Source organism: Claveliimonas bilis (genome assembly GCF_030296775.1).
Taxonomy (GTDB): domain Bacteria; phylum Bacillota; class Clostridia; order Lachnospirales; family Lachnospiraceae; genus Claveliimonas; species Claveliimonas bilis.
The window spans coordinates 2,748,748-2,768,480 of record NZ_AP027742.1; the positions used below are offsets into that span (position 1 = coordinate 2,748,748).

Here is a 19,733-nt window from a genome sequence, read left to right on the forward strand (position 1 = left end):
CCAAAAGAGCCCACTTACCTTCAAGTACAGTATACCAGTAATTTATGTTTCTTTTGTGAAAATCTTTCCAACTTGTGCTATACTGTTTTCCGTGAGGAGGTTTTGAAAATGAATTGTCCAAAATGTGGAAATCCCTTAAGGATGAGCAAAAAGTCTCCAGGCTATGCTCTTTGCGATACATGCCGTAAAAAGTTCCGCCTGCCGGACTCTGCTCCTAAGCAGGAAAAAAACGAAGATGAGGAAGAGCATTATCCCAAATATGCCAATATCCCTCCAAAACATGTCCGGGAAAAACGAGAACGGGAAATGCGCCGGGCGTACGACGAACTCCTGGCAATCGGTGAGGAAGAACGGCGGTCACGCTTTTCTTTTTTCAGGAAGAAAAAATAGATTTTCTCCCTTTTCCAATCCGTCCAGACGTGTTATAATATTCCTGCTGTTATGCCAGAGAATGCATTCCCTGACCTGACAGCATGAACGAGGAGACGTACCGAAGTGGCCGTAACGGGGCTGACTCGAAATCAGTTTATCGGTTTTATCGCCGGTACGAGGGTTCGAATCCCTCCGTCTCCGTTCTATTAAAGCATCAGGAGAAAACCCCTTAAAACAGAGGTTTTCTCCTGATTTATTTTGTTGCCAGACGGTAACTTCTGTCAATTCTGTTGTATATCTCCTCTTCCGGTACTGAACCGTCCAAAATTATGGTATACCAGCTTCTTTTATTCATATGCCAGCCGGGAAAATACTTTTTATTATCCACAGTCGCTTCCATCTGTTCCGGTTCAATCCGCAGATCGATGATCTCAGCCATTTCATCAGAAGGAAGTCCCAGCTTGCTGCGGGAAACTGTAAGGACTGCGGCATACCATTTCTGTGTATCTTTCCGACGCCAGATAGCATTATCAGGCGTTTTCGCCCAAAGAAATTCCAGTTCATCTCCATAAGTTTCTCGAACATAAGCGATTATCGCTTTTGTCTGTGTGCCCTTAAAAACATCCGGCTCAAAGCAGTGTTCTGCAATATCAGTGAGCACCTGTTCATAGTCCATTTTCACTCCTGTGATAAAACTGCCCGATGCGCTGTCAGTAAGATGCAAAGTGTAGGGTTCATTTGTTTCTGCGTCAATTACGGTCGCTTTCACCAAACCTTTCCCGGTAATTTCCACCTCCATCGAAAACCCGCTGCCCGGCAGCACCGTATGATAGAAATATCTGCCCTTTTTTTCTGAAAATCCATAAGCAGGCAGCCTGGTCAGATTGACTTTCCTTCTCCTGAATATATTGTTTATGATATCCTTCATCGCTCCTCCTGCTTACTTTTGCCGCAGTAAAAGTTGTTTTGTATTTCTTATTTTCCATTTTCATTATAGCATAGAAGTCCGGGCGTAACCTCTATCTTTTCATGCGTATCTGAAACGCCTCCATTGCAAGCGCCTGCCCCACCGTTCCCAGTGTTGCAATACCATCTGCCAAAGTCCAGTCTGTCCAGCCGCTGTGAGCAAGATGCGCCCGCCATTCAAAGGGACCTTCAAAGCACAGACATTCCAGCCGCTTTTTCTCATTTACTGTACCGATCACGGTATTTTTACTGATGATGCCATAATCCACCCAGCCCTCTGACTGAATATGGGCCTTCGCCCTGATTTCGTTCTCAAAAGGATCCAGCCGGAATGCTTCCAGCCGAAGGGATTTACCTGTAGTTCCCGTGATCTCACCATCCGGAACTTTCGGCAGCCAGCCTTCGCTTTGCACATGAGCCTCCAGGATCAGATGGGCAATCCGGATCCTCACTGCTTCCATCTGAAGAGATCCTCCTCTTTCTCCTGCCCATTCCCCATCAAATTTCCAGTCTGTCCACCCTTTACTTTTCTGGTGTACCTGATAGGCATAATGAAGCTCCTCCTCTTTTGTACTGCCTTCTATAGCAATGGCTTCTATCCGCCTTTTCTCTCCTGTTGTGCCAAGGATCGTATTTTTCGTAATATCCTGATACTCCCGATCTCCGATTCCTTTCATATGGATTTTTACATTGGTCTTTCCCGGAGGCGCGATACGAAGCGCTTCTATCCGCCTGTTCTGCCCGGTCGTCCCGGCCATTTCCCCGTCGCATTTCCAGGAAAGCCACCCTTGTCTCCTCACATGTACCTGGTAGGATACTTCGCCCTTCTGCGATTTATCTCCCTGCATTTCTCCTCCATTTCTTATCGCTCCATCCGGATCATTTATGACGCTTGAAGCTCCCGCATATTTGTCCCAGGCCTCCCTGCTGCCGTAAAATACATTCAGGTCAAGATTGCCGCTCCACCCCGGCAGCCTTCCCGACGAAGTGTACTGATACATAGCACAGGTTTTCCACGCCCCCAGGCTGCCGTAAACAGGAGCATCCGGTGTATAGCCCATTGTCTGATCCCCCGCAAAATATCCGGCATTCCACAGACCATAATCTGCCTGTACAACCTTTGTCCAGTCATAACTGTTTACTACACTGTTGCTCATATAAATGAGCGGTTTTACTCCTGTCAATTCATAAATCCGGTCCAGAAACGCTTTGGCATACCCCGGACCTTTTTCTATTGCTTTTCCTTCCCAGTCAAGAACAAGTACCGACTGTTTGATATACCCCCGAATATTTTTATAAAAAAAATCCGCTTCTTCTTTTCCTGTACTTTTTCCTGTGGCATAATGGTAAACTCCTGTTTTTCTTCCAAGGCTTTTTGCCCTCTGAATAAATCCGTTACAGTATGGATCCACAAAACCGGTTCCTTCTGTAGCCTTACATATTACAAAGTCAGCAGAAACTTTCGCAAGGTCAAGCCCTGCCTGATGATTGCTGATATCAATGCCGTTTAAACTCATATTTCGCTGCCTCCTGTCATTTTTTGCAGAATTTCAATATTAACTTATGTGAAAATATCGAAATTGCCACTTGAGGCATATTCCATGAATGGATGAGTGATCATCCAGAAAGGCAGGACAGAAAATCAGGATTCTTTTTGATCTTTCACACAAAAATATGGGAATTTGTATTTGGGCAAAGAAGTGGTGCCGGAACTAAGCTCCCGCACCAACTTTGTCTACAGTCTGAGAGGATGTCGGTACCGACATCCCCTCTCTTAAAATTATGCAATCTTACTCCATCTGCAGCAGCCGATACAGTGCCTGCGCATATAGTCTTGCACACTGTACCAGCTCATCCAGATCAACAAATTCATCTGCCTCGTGAGCCAGCTCCGGTTCACCCGGAAATACCGGACCAAAAGAAACAAAGTTCTCTACATCACGGCAGTAGGTTCCGCCCCCGATAGTGATGGCCTCTTCTCTTGTCCCAGTCACATCTTCGTACACATCCAGCAGAATCTGCACAAGCTGTGCATCTTTAGGTACATAGAGCGGCGGCCGTTTCTGCCAGTATTCCGGTTGGAATCCATGTTTCTCACAGGTCAGACGGATTGTCTTCCAGACTGTGTCCAGATCAACATGGACAGGACAACGGATATCTACCTTCAGTTCACTGTGTTCTTTCTCCACATTCAGGATCCCCAGATTCATACTGAGTTTTCCTGAAAGCTGATCCTCACAGGCAATTCCCAGGCCTCTTCCTTCCCAGCCGTCTTCAAACAGAGCAGCCAGAGCTTTGAAATATTCCCTGGTCTTGTAATCCGCAAACGGCAGATCCTTTAGGAACCGGATCATGGACAGGATCGCATTTTCTCCCAGCCAAGGCTGCATAGCGTGGGCGCTGACTCCGGTAAACGCAAGATAAAGATTTCCCTCTCTTATCTGTGCAGTTCCCTTGGAAATCTTTTCCTGGAACTCCCTAAGAATCTCTTCCAGCTGCTCCTTTGGGCCGCCAATCCACACCTCCGCAATGTTAGGTACTGCATTTACAACTGTTCCCCCTTTGATCCGGATCACGCAAAGTTCCTTTGTGTTTGGAAGCTCTCGTTCCTTCTGGATCTGGAACCGCAGGATCCCTTTCTCCGCATGGATGACAGAAAACATACCATCTGGAGAAAATCCAAGATCCGGGCCTTTTTCCTTGGTCAGATAATACTTGATACAACGGTGGCCTGTCTCTTCATCACAGCCGATGATGTGCCGTACATGGTTCTTAATGGGCAGGCCGCTTTCCCTCACAGCTTTCATTGCATAAAGCGCGGCAACCAACGGTCCTTTGTCATCAATCGTGCCCCTTCCGTACATTTTCCCGTTCTCAATTTCCGGGACAAAGGGCTGCTTTGACCAGCCGTTCCCCGGCGGAACCACATCAATGTGGGACAAGATCCCTATCTCCCTGCCTTCTGCTCCAAAATCCACTGCAGCCGCGTAGCCGTCATAATCCCGCACTTCGAATCCAAGCGTCTTGGCCAGCTCCATAAGCGCATCCAGGGCGCTTCGGATTTCCTGACCAAACGGGGCGCCTTCTCCGGCGCTTTCCAGATTGATCACGCTGGGAATCTTAACCAGTTCTTCTAGAGACTGGATCATATCATTACGGTATGATTTCACAAGTTCATCGATTTTCTGTTCCATTTTACTGTCTTCCTTTCTGATTCTATGCATTTAGATAAACATTTTGATAAGACTCGAGAAAAAGCTGTATAATCCATCCCCTGCAATCAAACCAGCATCACGGCAGTTCATAAATTCATCCCCGATAATCTTTCGGATAATAACAGCTACAACAACACCTATTCCATAAATTGGATTATTGATCAAAAGCCCGGTCGCCAAAAGGACGCCAAACATATACTTTCTTCCGATTATCTGAATGATCGCTCCCGGAATCGCCCAGATGGCCAGCTCCTTCATAAGCGCCATATCGCTCCCCATCTCTGCGGTAGTCGCAAATACTGTACTTGTAGCCGGAATCAATCCGTCTTTTAATGTCATGTCCGCAAAAAAGATGACAACAATAATTCCGATCAAAGCTCCCAGCATTTCTATCCAAACCTGTTGTTTTCTTCCATACAATTCATATTCCGGATTTTTTGCTTTTCCACGGATCAGCCAGCCTGTTTTTAAATCATATCCCATATCCGCAAAACATGGACCTACAGAGCTGATATAACCAGTCAAAACCGCAACAGCAAGAGGATGGAAGCCCATAACGACACCGATGGTCATGAAAATCGTAGTGACCGCAAATCCTGGAAACCACCCGGAATACATTGCAGCTTTCCCTATAATAATCATCGAAGCAACAGAGGCAAACGCAGTCCAGAGTACCCATAAGGCCATTTCACCAGCAGACATCCCAGTAAATATTCCACAGATCACTCCTACAAATACGCCGCCAGCCAAATGGGTGAGCAACGCAATGATCAGCGTCCACTTAGTCTTTCCCGCAGAAACAGTCAGTCCCTCTTCCACATCATCTCCCTCTGATTTCTTTGCTCTTTTTGCAGAGCCCTGATAGATTGATACAACCGACTGGATCAATGCGATAATACCTGCTCCAACCATAAAGCCCTGAGGGATACTCGTCGCCCCAAGATCAAACCCTGTCAGCGGGGCACAGTATCCCCGGATCAGCAGACCTATCCCCAACGCCAGCATAGATACAATGTTTGCAATGAATACGATACCTACGGCGCCTACCGGTAATTTTACGATACTTCCCAGGATTCCTACAACAATACCCTGGATAACACGTTTAGCTTTATCCCCGCCCTCATCTCCAGCCTCCAGGACCTCCGCAGTAGCCACTCCCGGCGCCCAGGCTTCTTTGGCAGGAAACAAAGGAGAATCAAACAACGCCCCTACCGTATAAACGGAAATCAATGTTCCGAAAATACATCCCAGCGCCATTGGCAAAATAGCGTCAAATTCACCCATCACAAACAGGATAGCTACTGTCACAAAGGCACAGTTTGCTGCGGAAAAACCTGCGCCAGACACAATCGTCTGGATATAATTCTGTCTTTCCACACTTTTAAATTTCCCAAATACTGTCATCGGAATCCTTGCGACAAGCATCGCAAAAATCGCGCCTAATATAGATGTATTAGCCGAAACTCCGACCTTTCCCATGATCTGCATACATATTATGCCTGACAATACCGCGAGAACCGATCCAAAAATAATCGTCATCGGCTCTGAACATCGTATTTTCTCAAATGTATCCGCTGCTTTAGATTTCTGATTATCTTGCATTCTTTTTTTCCTCCTCTCCTGTTCCTTTACATGACGGTATCAAAAAAGCGCCTGAGTCGCAGAAACGTTCAGGCGCCTATCCTCTTATGTTTCTTTAGTATCCTGCTGCACCCATTTTTTTACAGATTTCTATGAGTTCCGGATCAACGTATTTTCCATCTTCTTCCATAGTGACGCCATCCAAAATAATGGTTGGTTTGGAAACAACTCCATCTGTATGGGATGCCGCTGTCCAATAACTTCCGCGAATCATCTTTCCCTGACTTCCGATTCCAAACTCCATGCAGCCAAAAATTCTTTCGTCTTCTACAATCCGCCCTGTTGCCTCTGTAACACCCGGGTTAAATCCAAGTGAATAGTGAGCAAGGCGGAACATATTCGGATCGTCGAAGGATTCCAGCCATGCTTTAAATCTTTCTGCATCCTTTCCTCCTTCAATCTTTGTAACTCTGCCCTCTTCCAGAGTCAGCTCTACATTGCCCGAAAGGATTCCCATATCCGTCGGCGGGAAAATAGCCGCATCAAACACGAGTTTTCCATTAATGGTCTCTTCAATAGGACACCAGCTGATCTGTCCGCACATCATAAATGGGTAACCTTTAAAGGTAGCAAGCTGTCCGGAATGTCTTACAGGCCGTCCCTCATTTTTAGCTGTCAGATAGGTTCCATTTCCGTCTTTAATAATAATCTCATTTGCAGCTTCCATCTTAGCTTTCAATGTCTCTCCCAATTCTACAACGCTTGCGACATCTACTCTGCCGATACATTTTACAATCATCGTCACATCCATTCCTGTCAGATTGATATAACGACATCCAAAATCGATTGCTTTTCTCCATGACTCACAGAGCATGATAGACGAATAAGACAGCTCGATCCATACATCTGCAACCGCAACCGCATTACCAAGAGGTGCTATCGGTTCCGCATACGCCTTCTCATTCGTAGGAACATAGACCAGCACGGGGTTCGCTCCTACGATATATGCCGCGTTCATAATCGCGTCAAGTACTCTTTTATCTGTAGACGTATCTCCTGTAACAACTACATTTTCCCCCGGCTCGACAAGCATAACCTCTTTGACAAGCTTATAGGCAGCTTTACTTACCTCATAAGACAAATAATCTGGTGACATCTCAATTCCAATTGGGTATTCCATTTTCCTTCCTCCTTTAGTTTAATCTGCGGTTAATTCACCGTCCAACATTTCTCTTACAACACGTGCCATAGTGGTTCTGCAGAGCAGAACAGGTTTCCCGGTGATTGTTGCTACAATTCTTCTCGCTTCTCTGGTAAAACCGATACAATCCATCACGATAAGATCCGCTGTGGCATCCTTTGCCAATTCTGCCGCTTTGTACACCTCATTGATGTCTCCATACGGATTTGCCGGTATTGGCGTTACCTTTTTCATAATTGGCCCCCACTGCTCGTAGGCCTGCTGGATCTGCTGTTCGTCCGGAGTGATCACAATAATATTTGACTCCTTACTCAGAGCTTTTGCCAGCCCGTTTAAAATTTTTGCCGGATATACCAATGGCACGCGCGATTGAAAAACATCCGGGAAAGATCCTGCGCAGAAAATCATGATCAGTGAAACGCCCTGTTCTTCCAGCTTAGATATACAATTCTGCATTCTTTCCAGGATAAAACTTTCCCCAAATTTTGCAAAACTTCCATCATTCAGCCTGGAAACCAGCACGTAGTCCTCCGGACCCGGCGCCATGTCTTCTATCTCTTCCCGGCTCAATCCATCCAACGCTCCCGCCTGAAGCAACTCAATCTTATCACCCAAAATAGGCAAAATATCTGGCGTTACATCGACACGAGGAGACTGTCCTATAGTTACTGCTCCAATTTTCATTTGCAATCCTCCTCCCTCTTTTTTGATATCCGGAATATCTTTACCTTGATTCTATCACTAATAACTAGTAAAATGAAATTATATTATCTTATAGGCCGATAACTTGTCGTTATACCTAAATTTATCTGAATATTTACACAGGGAGGGATTTTATGTTAGACGTCAGAATAGATACTTTTCTTAGCCTTTGCGAAACCAGAAGTTATACCCAGACAGCCAGTCTCCTGAATATAACGCAGCCGGCCGTTACTCAACATATTAAACATCTGGAAAACCAATACTCCACAAAACTGTTCTATTATGATGAAAAACGCAGACTGCATCTGACTGAGCACGGCAAGCTTCTCCACCGCTTCGCACAGACTGTAAAGGCAGACTCCGTTCAAATCACAGAGTATCTGAAAACTCCTGAAAAAGAACCGGAAGAAATTAAAATCGGTTCTATCGTTACAATCGGAGAATCTCTGGTTCCACTAATCCTTGCTGAATATCTCCGAAAATACCCTGATAAAAAAGTTTATATGTATCTGGATGAAGCGGATACCCTTTTAGAACAGTTAAAAAACGGAAACATACATTTCTGCGTATCTGATATCTACTGCCCGCACACAGAATATGAAAGCCGGGAGTTATTTGAATGTGAAACAATCTGTGTCTGTTCGCCAAAGCATCCTTTGGCAGAAAAGACCGTAAATTTTGAAGAACTGAACAGTTCCAGACTGATTTTTCGTGAAAGCGCAACCAATTCCAAACGCAATCTGATAAAAATCCTTCACGAGTATAATCAGGATATCACCAATTTCCGTTCTTATGTAGAAATAGGCACGATCAACGCTGTTAAGAAACTGGTCATGGAAAATACAGGGATTTCCTTTATTTACCGTTTTGTTGTACAAGACGAGCTGGACGATGGTCTTCTCAGCCAGATATATATTAAAAATTTCTTATCAAAATCGCGTATTAACCTTGCCTGGATGAAAAATAGTTTTTTCACGCCACTTTGCCTTCAATTTTATGATATTTGCAGACAGGTGCTCTCTTCTCCTGATTTCTCCCAAAAATCAATTATCAAAAGTATAAGAGGCTGTCAGGAAACAGATTGTTCAAATCGGGAGATTTTTGTACCCTAAATACGAGAAAAAAAGAAGAGACAATCCGACAGAAGATCCGGTTCTTAAAAAACGAATCCTCTGGGATTGTCCCTTCCTTGCATGCCAGGGGGTAAAATCCGATATTAACCGACACCCCCTTTAGGATGGACCTGGCGGGAATCGAACCCGCGTCCGAAAGCCTTTCCATCAGGGCATCTCCCATCACAGTCATTACTTTTTCATTCCCTCTGCCGGACGCTTAATGACAAGCTTCCGGTTTCAGTAGCTTCATAAATTCTTCCATTTCCTCAAAGCTTTGGAAACGAAGTGCTCCGCCTTATTGAAGCCGGGATCTTAAGCAGCGGATGACCTAAGGCCGACTGCCGCCGAAATTAGGCAGCGTACGCTAATTCTCTATTGTCTGCGTTTATATTTAATTGGAACTTTTAACGTAGTGTCCCGCTACGGATGGCTTCCCCAACTTCCAAACCCCCGTCGAAACCAGTACAAGCCCTGATTGCTGCCTTTCTGGTCCGCAGACGTCTTCTGTTGGCGCTTATTTATTATAGTAAACCGGCTGCATAATGTCAAGGAAGGACTGCTCTGTATTTCAGCTTTTTCTGTGCAGTTTTTCCAGCGCTTCCTCCATCTGATCCATCGCCTGTTTCAGTTCTGCTTGCGAGGCCGCATAGGTGATCCTCAGGTGTCCCGGCGCATAGAACACACTCCCCGGAACAACAGCAATATGCGCCTCCTGCAGAAGGTATTCCGCCATGACAATATCATCCTTTATTTCCCATTCTCCATAGGAAGCTCCATAATAGGCGCGTATATCAGGCAAAAGGTAAAAAGCCCCCTCTCCCAGACGACAGTTTACTCCTTCCATGCTCTCAAGGCGGCTATACACATATCTGCGCCTTTTTTCATATTCCGCCACCATATCAGCCACTGAATCCTGGCTTCCGTTCAATGCCGCAATTCCCGCTTTCTGTGAAAGGGAATGGATGGAGGACACCATCTGGCTCTGAAGCTTATTGACCGCCCCGATCACTTCCAGAGAGGCCGCCAGATACCCGAGACGCCATCCTGTCATTGCGTAGGTCTTGGAAAAACTGTTGATCAAAATAATATGGTCTTTCCACTCTTCTGATTCCGACAGGGAAGCGATACTCACATGCTCTGCTCCGTCATATACCATGGCCTCATACACTTCATCCGCCAGGATATAGAAATCTTTTTGCACCGCAAGCTGTCCCAGTTCCTTCAGCGCCTCTCCGGAATAGACTGCTCCTGTAGGATTATTGGGAGTGTTGATCAGGATTCCTCTTGTCTTATCTGTAACAGCGTTTCTGATCGCTTCCGCATCAAGGCTGAAATCTTCTCTGCAGGGCACAAGAACCGGAGTTCCTCCGGCCATCTTTACCATTTCAGTATAGCTGACCCAGCACGGGTATGGAATGATGATCTCCTCGCCGGGATTACAGACCGCCATCAGAGCAGCATAAATGCATTGCTTTGCCCCTGCTCCAATGGTAATCTGATCCGGAGTATAACAGACATGATTTTCCCTTTCCAGTTTCCGGCAGATTGCCTCCCTAAGAGGCAGGATACCCATTACCGGCGTGTATTTCGTGAACCCCTCTTTCAGCGCCTGATTTGCCGCTGCACAGATATGGGGCGGAGTGACAAAATCCGGCTCCCCCACATTCAGGCCGATCACTTTTTCCCCTTGCCGTTTCAGCTCTGCAATGCGTGCTGTCAGCTCCACTGTTTTGGAAGGTTCGATATGCTTTACCCTTTCTGCTGTCACTTTTTTCTCTCCCTTTTATATCTTAAAACTGATAACAAATTATGTTTACTGGAATATGCGGATGCTTCCCACCACCGGCAAAGGATTTTTCGTTCCTTTACATGCACTCACGATCCCTGCAATCGCAAGGATAAAAAGGGCCAGAGAAAGCACGCCGCCCACAAGAGAAAGTCCCCATGAATAATGATAAAATATCTGATAACCCAGCAAGGAACCATTGGTGATCAGATTCAGGATCAGAGAGGTGATCCAAAGCACAATCCCCTGATTCAGATGATGACGGAGATATGGCGAAGATTTATTTCCGGCCAGAAGGGGCACAAGAACCAGAATCCCGATATAAGACAGCACTCCCATCACTTTATTTCTCTGTACATCTTCTTTTTCAAATTTTTCTTCCTTATATTGATAATACTGCTGATTTCCGCCCGGGCCGCTGTGCTGATATCCGTTTTGCTGTTCCTTTTGATATCCTCCGCCCTGGTAACTGTAATTCCAGGTATCCTGGTTTGTATAAGTATACTGCTCTCTATCTTTATTTTCCGCCTGCCCCTCCGGAATACTTGCTCCGCATTCCGGGCAGAACTTTGCTCCATCCTGTACTTTCGCTCCGCATTTTACACAGTAAGCCATTTTATCTCCCTCCTATGTGTACCGGTTGTTTCTCGTCTTCCAGCCCAAGAATTTCCGCCAGAACTTCTATAATAATCTCATTAGTACATGATTTGATATACCCCATCATATGAAGAGAAATCTCGTCCTGTTTCTGCGCTTCTGTCAGATCTTCTTTTCTGTTAGTCTCCTGGATCAGCTGAACCAGCTGTGGGGTCAGCTCTTCGTAAGTTTCTATGGTTGTCTGTGATACCAGATCTCTTAGCTGTTTTTTATTGGTCGGAACCATATCCTTTTCTCCTTATCCGAAATTCCTTACTTTAAATTCTCTGCTTGCCTCTCTTTGCTGATCTTTTTTTGCGATATCCTGCCTCTTGTCATACAGTTTTTTACCCTTCGCAAGGCCGATCTCCACTTTGACAAGACTACCTTTAAAATATACCTTTAGCGGTACAATTGCAATCCCTTTTTCCTTCATTTTCCCGGCCATTTTATTGATCTCGGATTTATGAAGAAGAAGCTTTCTTATGCGAAGGGGATCTTTGTTGAAAATATTTCCTTTTTCATATGGGCTGATATGCATGCCGTAAATATAAACCTCTCCATTCTCGATACGGATAAATGATTCTTTAATGCTGCATTTTCCCATACGCAGAGATTTCACTTCCGTTCCAGCCAGAGAAATTCCAGCCTCATATTTTTCCAGTATAAAATAATCATGATATGCTTTTTTATTATTGGCTATCATTTTTTCACTGGTCTTTGCCATTTTCAAAGTCTCCTTTTTCTGCAATCTCAAAATCTACTGTTCTTGTAAGACGATCCGCCGCAGACACACGGACATATACTTTTTCTCCCAAACGATATGTTCTGCCCGTATGAAGCCCCGCCATCTCACTGCGCTCTTCATAATACTCATAATGGTCGTCACGCATGGAGGCTACATGGACCAGTCCTTCTATTGTATTCTCAAGCTCCACATACATGCCCCATTTTGTCATTCCCGAAATAATGCCCTCGTATATCTCTCCAATATGGGCCTGCATATATTCCGCCTTTTTCAGCTTCACAGTCTCCCGCTCCGCCTCCTCTGCCTTTCTCTCCGTTTCGCTGGAGTGTTTCGCCACTTCCGGAAGGATCGACTCGTAATGTTCTATTTTCTTGTCGTTCATCCGCCCTCTCAAGTTATCCTTAATGATCCGGTGGATCTGAAGATCCGGATAACGGCGGATCGGTGAAGTAAAATGCGTGTAATAGGGCGCTGCCAGACCGAAATGTCCGGTATTTTCCGGTGAATATCTTGCCTGTCTCATAGATCTTAGGGCAAGCCGGCTGATCAGATCCTCCTCCGGTTTTCCTTCCAGCCTCTCCAAAAGTTTCTGCATCTCTTTCGGATGGACCTCCCCTTGCCCCACATGCATGGAATAACCGAAATTATTGATAAATATGGCAAATTTCCGGATTTTTTCCTCATCAGGAGCCTCGTGGGTCCGATATACAAACGGCAGCTCCTGCCAATAGTAATCCTCCGCCACTGTCTCATTGGCAAGAAGCATAAAGTCCTCGATCATCTTTGTGGCCGCATTCCGGTCATAGGGCTGGATCTCTATCGGTTTTCCCTGCTCATCCAACCGGATCTTTGCCTCCGGAAAATCAAAGTCAATGGCTCCTCTTTTATGACGTTTTTTCCTCAAAATTTCCGAAAGCACTGCCATCTGTCTCAGCATAGGTACCAGAGTTTCCTGCTCCTTTGCCTCCTCGCCGTCAGGATCGGAAAGGATCTGCTTAACTCCCGTATAGGACATCCTTTTATCTACGCGGATCACCGTTTCAGCAATCTCATGATCGATCACATTTCCCTGCCTGTCAATCGTCATAATACAGCTCAACGCAAGGCGGTCCACGCCTTCATTCAAAGAACATATCCCATTAGACAGCCGGTGAGGCAGCATGGGGATCACCCGGTCTGCAAGATAGACGCTGGTTCCTCTCTTCAGTGCCTCCCGGTCCAAAGCGCTTCTTTCCTGCACATAGTTGGACACATCCGCAATGTGGACTCCCAGCGTAAAGTGATCGTCAGTCCAGGTAAGAGAAACTGCGTCATCCAGATCTTTGGCGTCTTCCCCGTCAATGGTAACCATCTGCCATTCACGGATATCTTTTCTGCCCTGCATATCCGCCTCGCTGATCTCCTCCGGCACTTTTCCCGCCTGATTCAGCACTTTCTCCGGAAATTCCACCGGCAGATCATATCCTTTTACAATGGATAAAATATCGGTTCCCGGATCATTTTTATGTCCGAGGATCTCTTCTATTTTCCCCTCCGGTTTTCTGTTTTCATCTCCATAGCTTAAAAGCCGCACCACAACCTTGTGTCCGTCCATTGCCCCTTTGCTGTTTTCTTCTGCCACAAAAATATCCTGAAGGAACCTGGCATTGTCCGGGCGTACAAAACCATACCCCTTATTTTTCCTCTTCTCATACAACCCTACAATACGGGTTGTCCCACGGGAGAGGATTTCCACGATTTTTCCTTCTTTTCTTTTTCCTTCCGGCGTCCGAAGAAGCACAACCGCAACGGTGTCTCCCTGCATGGCTCCGCACCGCTCTGCCTCGCCGATGAAAATATCTTCCTCCTCACCTTCTACACTCACAAACCCAAAGCCTTTTGGATGGGCCTGATATACTCCGGTAAGCCTGCCCGCTTCTCCCCGCAAGTATTTCCCCTTTTGAGAGAGACGGATCTTGCCGTCTGTGATCAGGCTGTCCAACACCTCCTTCAGCTCTGTGCGCTGTTCTTTGGGTACCTGAAGGATAACGGCAATCTCTTTTAATTTCATTGGCACATACAGGTCATCGCAGATAAAATCATAGATAACCTTTTTTCTTTTTTCAAAATTATCATCCATTTTCTGTCACCTTCTATACTGTATACGTAAAAAGACACTCTTATCCGCAAACAAGAGTGTCTCGACATTTTTATCTTAATGATCAGGCAAATATTTTCATATTCAGCACTGCTGCCAGTACAATGAAAAGTACAGCAAGAACTCTGGTGATCTTGACAAGCGCTCCTTCCATAGAACGTCCTTTATTCTGTCCCCAGTAAGTATCCGCCATGCCTCCGATCGTTCCAAGGCCTGCCTGTTTTCCTTCCTGCATCAATACGATAATTGTCAATGCGATACAGTCTATAGCAAATATAATCATTAATACCATCTTCAAAATTTCCACTTTTTCACACCTCCTGTGGATAAACCAAATATATTCTATCATACTGTTCCCCGGATAGCAAGGTTTTTTTATGTAGCATTTGTCATCTGGAAGAGCAGTTCTTTATACTGCTGTGAAAAAATGCTGTTCTTCCGCCAGATAAAAGTAAAATCATGGTATTTGGGAAAGCCTTCCACAGGAAGTTCCACAAGACTTCCTTCTCCAATCTCCTTCTTCACCGCCGCTTCATACAGGAAAGATATTCCTCCTCCGCCCATTACAATAGATTTGATAGCGTTCATATTGCTGATTTCCACCACATTGTCAAAATCACCGATCTGATAGCCGTCTTCCCTAAGCGCCCTCTCCAACACTTCCCTCGTGCCGGAACCCTGCTCCCGGACGATCAATGTCTCTCCGAAAATCCGGGGCCACCCGCATTTTTCCCCGCTCATTTTTACCTTGGCGCCGTAGGGACTCGCTACTCCTATGTAACGTTCTTTTCGGAAAAGCTGAAAATCATAGTCGCTTTTTTCAAAATATCCTTCTACTACAGCAAAATCAATTTCTCCTTCATCCAGCTTCTTCAAAAGCCCCTCCGTATTGGCAATGGTAAGCCTGATCTGCGTATGAGGGTGCTTTTTCATATATCCGGCAAGATAATCACCTATCACATATTCTCCGATCGTCAGAGTCACCCCAAAGATCAGATGGCGCTGCCCGGCAGCGTTTTCCTGAAATTTTCTCCGAAGAGCCTGGTCATCATGCTGCCAGGTCACAGCCATATTCAGAAGCGCTCTCCCATCCTTTGTCAAAAACAGTTTTTTCCCCTGAAATTCAAACAGTTTCACCCCATATTCTTCTTCTATATGGCGCATGTGCTGGGACACAGCCGGCTGTGTAATATGCAGGGCGTTGGCAGCCTTTGTATAATTCATATATTTGCATACAGTAACAAATGTCTCCATCCGAAAATCCAGCATATTTCCCCTCCTTATATAAATTATTTTTATCATATCATAATTTATTATAATTTTACATTATTATTTTTCTGTGATAAATTAAAAGCATCGGTTCAGGCCGAAACTACTGTTGAAACTCACAAGAGAAAGAAAAGAGGTAAACTATGGAAGTTGTCACTAAAAATATGAAAGGGCTTCTGCTGTGCCTTCTCATTGCAGTTCCCGCATGGTTTCTCGGAACAGCATTCCCTATCATCGGAGGTCCTGTGGTCGCCATCATTCTTGGAATGATCGTTACACTATTTATAAAAGATAAATCTTCTGTTCAGGACGGTATTAATTATTCCGCCAAGAAAATTCTGCAGTACGCGGTTATTCTCCTTGGATTCGGACTGAATCTTTCCGTTATCCTGGATACAGGAAAGCAATCCCTTCCTATCATTATCTGCACCATTGCCACTTCACTTATCCTGGCATACTTTTTAAGCAAAGTTATGCATATTCCGGCACGTATTGCCACTTTAGTGGGCGTCGGCTCCTCCATATGCGGCGGTTCCGCCATTGCCGCCACGGCTCCTGTTATTGATGCGGATGACGAAGAAGTCGCCCAGGCTATTTCCGTTATTTTCTTCTTCAATGTGCTGGCTGCAGTAATCTTCCCACATTTTGGAAATTTCCTGGGATTTGACCAGACAAGCGGCGAAGCTTTCGGTATTTTTGCCGGTACAGCCATCAATGACACTTCATCCGTTACAGCTGCAGCTTCTACCTGGGACAACATGTTTGCGCTTGGATCTGCCACCCTGGACAAAGCCGTCACTGTAAAACTCACCCGGACGCTGGCCATCATCCCGATCACTCTGGTGCTTGCTCTTTATCGCACAAAAAAGGAAAAATCTTCTTCCGGAAGCTCCGTCAGCCTGAAAAAGATTTTCCCCTTCTTTATTATCTATTTTATTGTCGCTTCCATCATCACAACAGTGGCGACAAATGTGTTCGGTGTATCTTCAGATTTTTTTGCTCCCATCAAAGAACTGAGCAAATTTTTCATTGTTGTTGCCATGGCTGCCATCGGACTGAATACCAACATTGTGAAACTGGTAAAAACAGGAGGCAAACCTATTATCCTCGGCCTTTGCTGCTGGGTTGGCATTACTGCCGTCAGCCTGATCCTCCAGCATGTGCTTGGTATCTGGTAAACCTTTTAAAATCCATAACGGGCGGTATCGCCCAATCGTTCTTCTATCCGAAGAAGCTGATTATATTTTGAGGTGCGCTCTGCTCTGCAGGGTGCGCCTGTTTTTATCTGTCCGGCGTTAAAGGCCACTGCAATATCCGCTATAACCGCGTCTTCCGTCTCTCCGGACCGATGGGAAATGATCGCCTGGTATCCTGCCTTTTTTGCTGTCTCTATGGCGTCAAACGCCTCTGTCAACGTTCCGATCTGGTTAACTTTAATAAGAATTGCATTTGCCACACTTCGTTCAATACCTTTTCGCAGCCTTCTTACATTTGTCACAAAAAGGTCATCTCCTACAAGCTGGATATCCCGTTCCAGTCTGGCTGTCAGAAGTTCCCATCCCTCCCAGTCCTCTTCGTCGAGAGGGTCTTCAATGGAAACAACAGGAAACTCGGATGCAAGTTCTTCATAGTAGTCTATCAGTTCCTCCACTGTACGCGCCACCTTGAATCCATGCATACTGCTCTCCCCCGCAAACACATACTTTTTCAGCTTGCTGTCATAGAGTTCCGACGCCGCCACATCCAGTGCGATCCGTATATCCTCTCCCGGTTCATATCCGGCCGCCTGTACTGCTTCCATAATAAAGGCAAGGGCTTCCTTTGCATCTTTCAGATTTGGAGCGAATCCTCCTTCATCTCCTACTCCCGTGCTGTATCCCTGTTTTTTCAGCAGCGCTTTCAGATGATGGTATATTTCCGAACACATGCGCAATCCCTCTTTGAAACAGCACGCTCCGGACGGCATGATCATAAATTCCTGAATATCGATCGTATTGTCTGCATGCTGTCCGCCGTTCATAATATTCATCATTGGAATGGGCATCGTCTTCGCATTAACCCCTCCCAGATAAGAATAAAGCGGAAGCCTTAACGCCGCTGCTGCTGCCCTGGCCGCCGCCATGGAAACCCCCAGCGTCGCATTAGCGCCCATATTCCTCTTGTTGGGCGTCCCGTCCAGCTTTATCAGCAGTTCGTCTAAGGCCACCTGATCCAGTACATTTTTTCCGATGATCTCCGAAGCAATCTTTGTATTGACATTTTCCGCCGCCTGCTGTACCCCTTTCCCTCCGTAACGTTCCTCTCCATCCCTTAATTCCACAGCCTCATACTGTCCTGTGGAGGCGCCGGACGGAACGCTGGCTCTTCCAAGGTATTTATCTGCAGCAAGCACTTCCACTTCTATCGTTGGATTTCCCCGGGAATCAATGATTTCTCTTGCGTATACATCTGTAATCGGTAAATACTGATACATACTGACTCCTCCTTTTTAAACCGTTTTGCCGGCTCCAGGAATTAGTATGTCCCTTTTCCTCATCAAAATACCCCGCAGAATACTGCGGGGCAATGATTTTTCACTCTATGTTCTTATGCTTCGGCAACCAGATTTTCCTTATATATAACCTCGACTACCTGATCCACATATTTGCTGCACAGCTCGTCAGTAGCAGCCTCCACCATAACACGGATCACAGGTTCTGTTCCGCTTTCTCTTACCAGAATACGTCCGTCATCACCAAGGGCCGCTGTTACTTCCTCTACTGCTTTTACAACAGCCGGATTTTCTCTTGCTGTCTTTTTGTCAGTTACACGCACATTTTTCAGAAGCTGCGGATAAATCTTGACTTCCTCTGTCAGTTTGCCAAGGCTTAACTTCTTCTCCAGCATAACTTCCATAACCATAAGGGAGGTCAAGATGCCGTCTCCGGTTGTAGCATGTTTGCTGAAAATAATATGTCCGGACTGTTCCCCGCCCAGGGAGAAATTGTTTTTCACCATGTTTTCATAGACATATTTATCTCCAACTGCCGTCTTTTCATACTTCAGTCCCACTTTATCACAGGCTTTGTAAAGTCCCAGATTGGACATGATCGTTGTAACAATGGTATCTCCATTGAGACGTCCGTTTTCTTTCATGTATTTTCCGCAGACATACATGATCATATCGCCGTCCACTACATTTCCGTTTTCATCTACTGCGATGCAGCGGTCTGCATCACCATCGTAGGCGAACGCAATATCCAGGCCCTCTTCTTTGACATACTGCTGCAGTACTTCTATATGAGTGGAGCCGCAGTTTAAGTTAATATTTGTACCATTTGGCTCGTTATTGATGACGTATGTTTTAGCTCCAAGAGCATCATACACGCTTTTAGCGATCATAAACGCGCTTCCGTTGGAACAGTCAAGTCCTACTTTAATTCCTTCAAAAGAACGGGTCGCAAGAGAAATCAGATATCCTACATACCGGTTTCTTCCTGCCACATAGTCTGTTGTCCGCCCGATATTGTCTTTCTTTGCAAGGGGCAGTTCTCCTATCTCGCCGTCAATATAAGCCTCGATTTTTTCTTCTACCTCGGCCTCCAGTTTATGCCCTTTTCCGTTGATCACCTTAATTCCATTGTCATAGAACGGGTTATGGCTTGCAGAGATCATAATACCACAGTCAAAGTTTTCTGTTCTTGTTACATAGGACACGCTGGGAGTTGTTGTTACGTGAAGAAGGAACGCATCCGCACCTGATGCGGTCAGACCTGCAACAAGCGCATACTCAAACATATAACTGCTTCTTCTTGTATCTTTTCCGATCACTACTCTCGCCTTGTGCTCCTGTCCATAATACCATCCCAGAAACCGGCCTACCTTAAAAGCATGTTCTACTGTCAATACTTCATTGGCTTCTCCCCGAAAGCCATCTGTACCGAAATATTTTCCCATCTTACTAATTCTCCTTTTACCGCATATTTTTGACCGATTGTCCGTTTTTTTTGCACAATCAGTCTCACA

The 19,733-nt window shown here is 45.5% G+C and carries 18 protein-coding genes, 1 tRNA gene and 1 other RNA gene; 4 read left to right on the forward strand and 16 right to left on the reverse strand.

The window, feature by feature from the left end; genetic code table 11:
* Window positions 1-108: 108 nt before the first annotated feature.
* Window positions 109-390: a TFIIB-type zinc ribbon-containing protein gene (locus R2J37_RS13290; RefSeq protein ID WP_230105232.1), complete on the forward strand. Its 282-nt coding sequence runs from the start codon at window positions 109-111 to the stop codon at window positions 388-390.
* Window positions 391-481: 91 nt separating this feature from the next.
* Window positions 482-573, forward strand: a tRNA-Ser gene (locus tag R2J37_RS13295).
* Between the two features lie 52 nt (window positions 574-625).
* Here R2J37_RS13295 and R2J37_RS13300 read toward each other — a convergent pair.
* The 6 genes from R2J37_RS13300 to R2J37_RS13325 all read right to left on the reverse strand — a co-directional run bounded on the left by R2J37_RS13300 (window position 626) and on the right by R2J37_RS13325 (window position 8,019).
* Window positions 626-1,300 carry an MmcQ/YjbR family DNA-binding protein gene (locus R2J37_RS13300; RefSeq protein ID WP_316265503.1) on the reverse strand — a complete coding sequence of 225 codons (675 nt, stop codon included), beginning with the start codon at window positions 1,298-1,300 and terminating at the stop codon, window positions 626-628.
* Between the two features lie 91 nt (window positions 1,301-1,391).
* Window positions 1,392-2,855 carry a GH25 family lysozyme gene (locus tag R2J37_RS13305; protein ID WP_316265505.1) on the reverse strand — a complete coding sequence of 488 codons (1,464 nt, stop codon included), beginning with the start codon at window positions 2,853-2,855 and terminating at the stop codon, window positions 1,392-1,394.
* 273 nt (window positions 2,856-3,128) lie between these two features.
* The gene (gene pepV / locus R2J37_RS13310; protein WP_230105229.1) at window positions 3,129-4,532 is read right to left on the reverse strand and encodes a dipeptidase PepV; all 1,404 of its coding nucleotides are present in this window, start codon (window positions 4,530-4,532) and stop codon (window positions 3,129-3,131) included.
* A 30-nt stretch (window positions 4,533-4,562) separates the two neighbouring features.
* Window positions 4,563-6,155 (reverse strand): OPT/YSL family transporter, encoded by a 1,593-nt coding sequence (locus R2J37_RS13315; protein WP_316265507.1) that lies wholly within the window; start codon window positions 6,153-6,155, stop codon window positions 4,563-4,565.
* Window positions 6,156-6,249: 94 nt separating this feature from the next.
* Complete coding sequence (locus R2J37_RS13320) at window positions 6,250-7,314, reverse strand: 2,5-dihydroxypyridine 5,6-dioxygenase NicX family protein (RefSeq protein ID WP_230105227.1); 1,065 nt, start codon at window positions 7,312-7,314, stop codon at window positions 6,250-6,252.
* A gap of 18 nt (window positions 7,315-7,332) precedes the next feature.
* The gene (locus R2J37_RS13325) at window positions 7,333-8,019 is read right to left on the reverse strand and encodes an AroM family protein (protein WP_230105226.1); all 687 of its coding nucleotides are present in this window, start codon (window positions 8,017-8,019) and stop codon (window positions 7,333-7,335) included.
* Between the two features lie 152 nt (window positions 8,020-8,171).
* Here R2J37_RS13325 and R2J37_RS13330 point away from each other — a divergent pair, with 152 nt between their 5' ends.
* Window positions 8,172-9,149, forward strand: coding sequence for a LysR family transcriptional regulator (locus tag R2J37_RS13330; RefSeq protein WP_230105225.1), 978 nt, complete (start codon window positions 8,172-8,174; stop codon window positions 9,147-9,149).
* A gap of 123 nt (window positions 9,150-9,272) precedes the next feature.
* On the opposite strand, the gene ssrA is transcribed toward R2J37_RS13330, so the two are convergent.
* The 8 genes from ssrA to R2J37_RS13370 all read right to left on the reverse strand — a co-directional run bounded on the left by ssrA (window position 9,273) and on the right by R2J37_RS13370 (window position 15,728).
* Window positions 9,273-9,624: a transfer-messenger RNA gene (ssrA, locus tag R2J37_RS13335) on the reverse strand.
* Between the two features lie 96 nt (window positions 9,625-9,720).
* Window positions 9,721-10,920, reverse strand: coding sequence for a pyridoxal phosphate-dependent aminotransferase (locus tag R2J37_RS13340; RefSeq protein WP_316265509.1), 1,200 nt, complete (start codon window positions 10,918-10,920; stop codon window positions 9,721-9,723).
* Between the two features lie 45 nt (window positions 10,921-10,965).
* Window positions 10,966-11,553: a zinc-ribbon domain-containing protein gene (locus tag R2J37_RS13345; protein ID WP_256193093.1), complete on the reverse strand. Its 588-nt coding sequence runs from the start codon at window positions 11,551-11,553 to the stop codon at window positions 10,966-10,968.
* A 1-nt stretch (window position 11,554) separates the two neighbouring features.
* The gene (locus R2J37_RS13350) at window positions 11,555-11,821 is read right to left on the reverse strand and encodes a hypothetical protein (protein ID WP_256193092.1); all 267 of its coding nucleotides are present in this window, start codon (window positions 11,819-11,821) and stop codon (window positions 11,555-11,557) included.
* A gap of 12 nt (window positions 11,822-11,833) precedes the next feature.
* Window positions 11,834-12,301: an SsrA-binding protein SmpB gene (gene smpB, locus R2J37_RS13355; RefSeq protein ID WP_256193091.1), complete on the reverse strand. Its 468-nt coding sequence runs from the start codon at window positions 12,299-12,301 to the stop codon at window positions 11,834-11,836.
* A complete protein-coding gene (gene rnr, locus R2J37_RS13360; protein ID WP_230105220.1) occupies window positions 12,285-14,441 on the reverse strand; it encodes a ribonuclease R in 2,157 nt (718 codons plus the stop codon). Before rnr ends, smpB begins: the two co-directional genes overlap by 17 nt.
* A gap of 82 nt (window positions 14,442-14,523) precedes the next feature.
* On the reverse strand, window positions 14,524-14,766 hold the full coding sequence (gene secG, locus R2J37_RS13365) for a preprotein translocase subunit SecG (protein ID WP_230105219.1): 243 nt from the start codon (window positions 14,764-14,766) through the stop codon (window positions 14,524-14,526).
* A 68-nt stretch (window positions 14,767-14,834) separates the two neighbouring features.
* Complete coding sequence (locus R2J37_RS13370; RefSeq protein ID WP_316265513.1) at window positions 14,835-15,728, reverse strand: LysR substrate-binding domain-containing protein; 894 nt, start codon at window positions 15,726-15,728, stop codon at window positions 14,835-14,837.
* Between the two features lie 143 nt (window positions 15,729-15,871).
* Here R2J37_RS13370 and R2J37_RS13375 point away from each other — a divergent pair, with 143 nt between their 5' ends.
* Window positions 15,872-16,906, forward strand: a complete 1,035-nt coding sequence (locus tag R2J37_RS13375) for a YeiH family protein (RefSeq protein WP_316265515.1) — start codon at window positions 15,872-15,874, stop codon at window positions 16,904-16,906.
* Window positions 16,907-16,911: 5 nt separating this feature from the next.
* On the opposite strand, the gene eno is transcribed toward R2J37_RS13375, so the two are convergent.
* A complete protein-coding gene (gene eno / locus R2J37_RS13380; RefSeq protein ID WP_316265517.1) occupies window positions 16,912-18,201 on the reverse strand; it encodes a phosphopyruvate hydratase in 1,290 nt (429 codons plus the stop codon).
* 113 nt (window positions 18,202-18,314) lie between these two features.
* Window positions 18,315-19,664, reverse strand: a complete 1,350-nt coding sequence (gene glmM / locus R2J37_RS13385; RefSeq protein ID WP_230105215.1) for a phosphoglucosamine mutase — start codon at window positions 19,662-19,664, stop codon at window positions 18,315-18,317.
* Window positions 19,665-19,733: the final 69 nt, after the last annotated feature.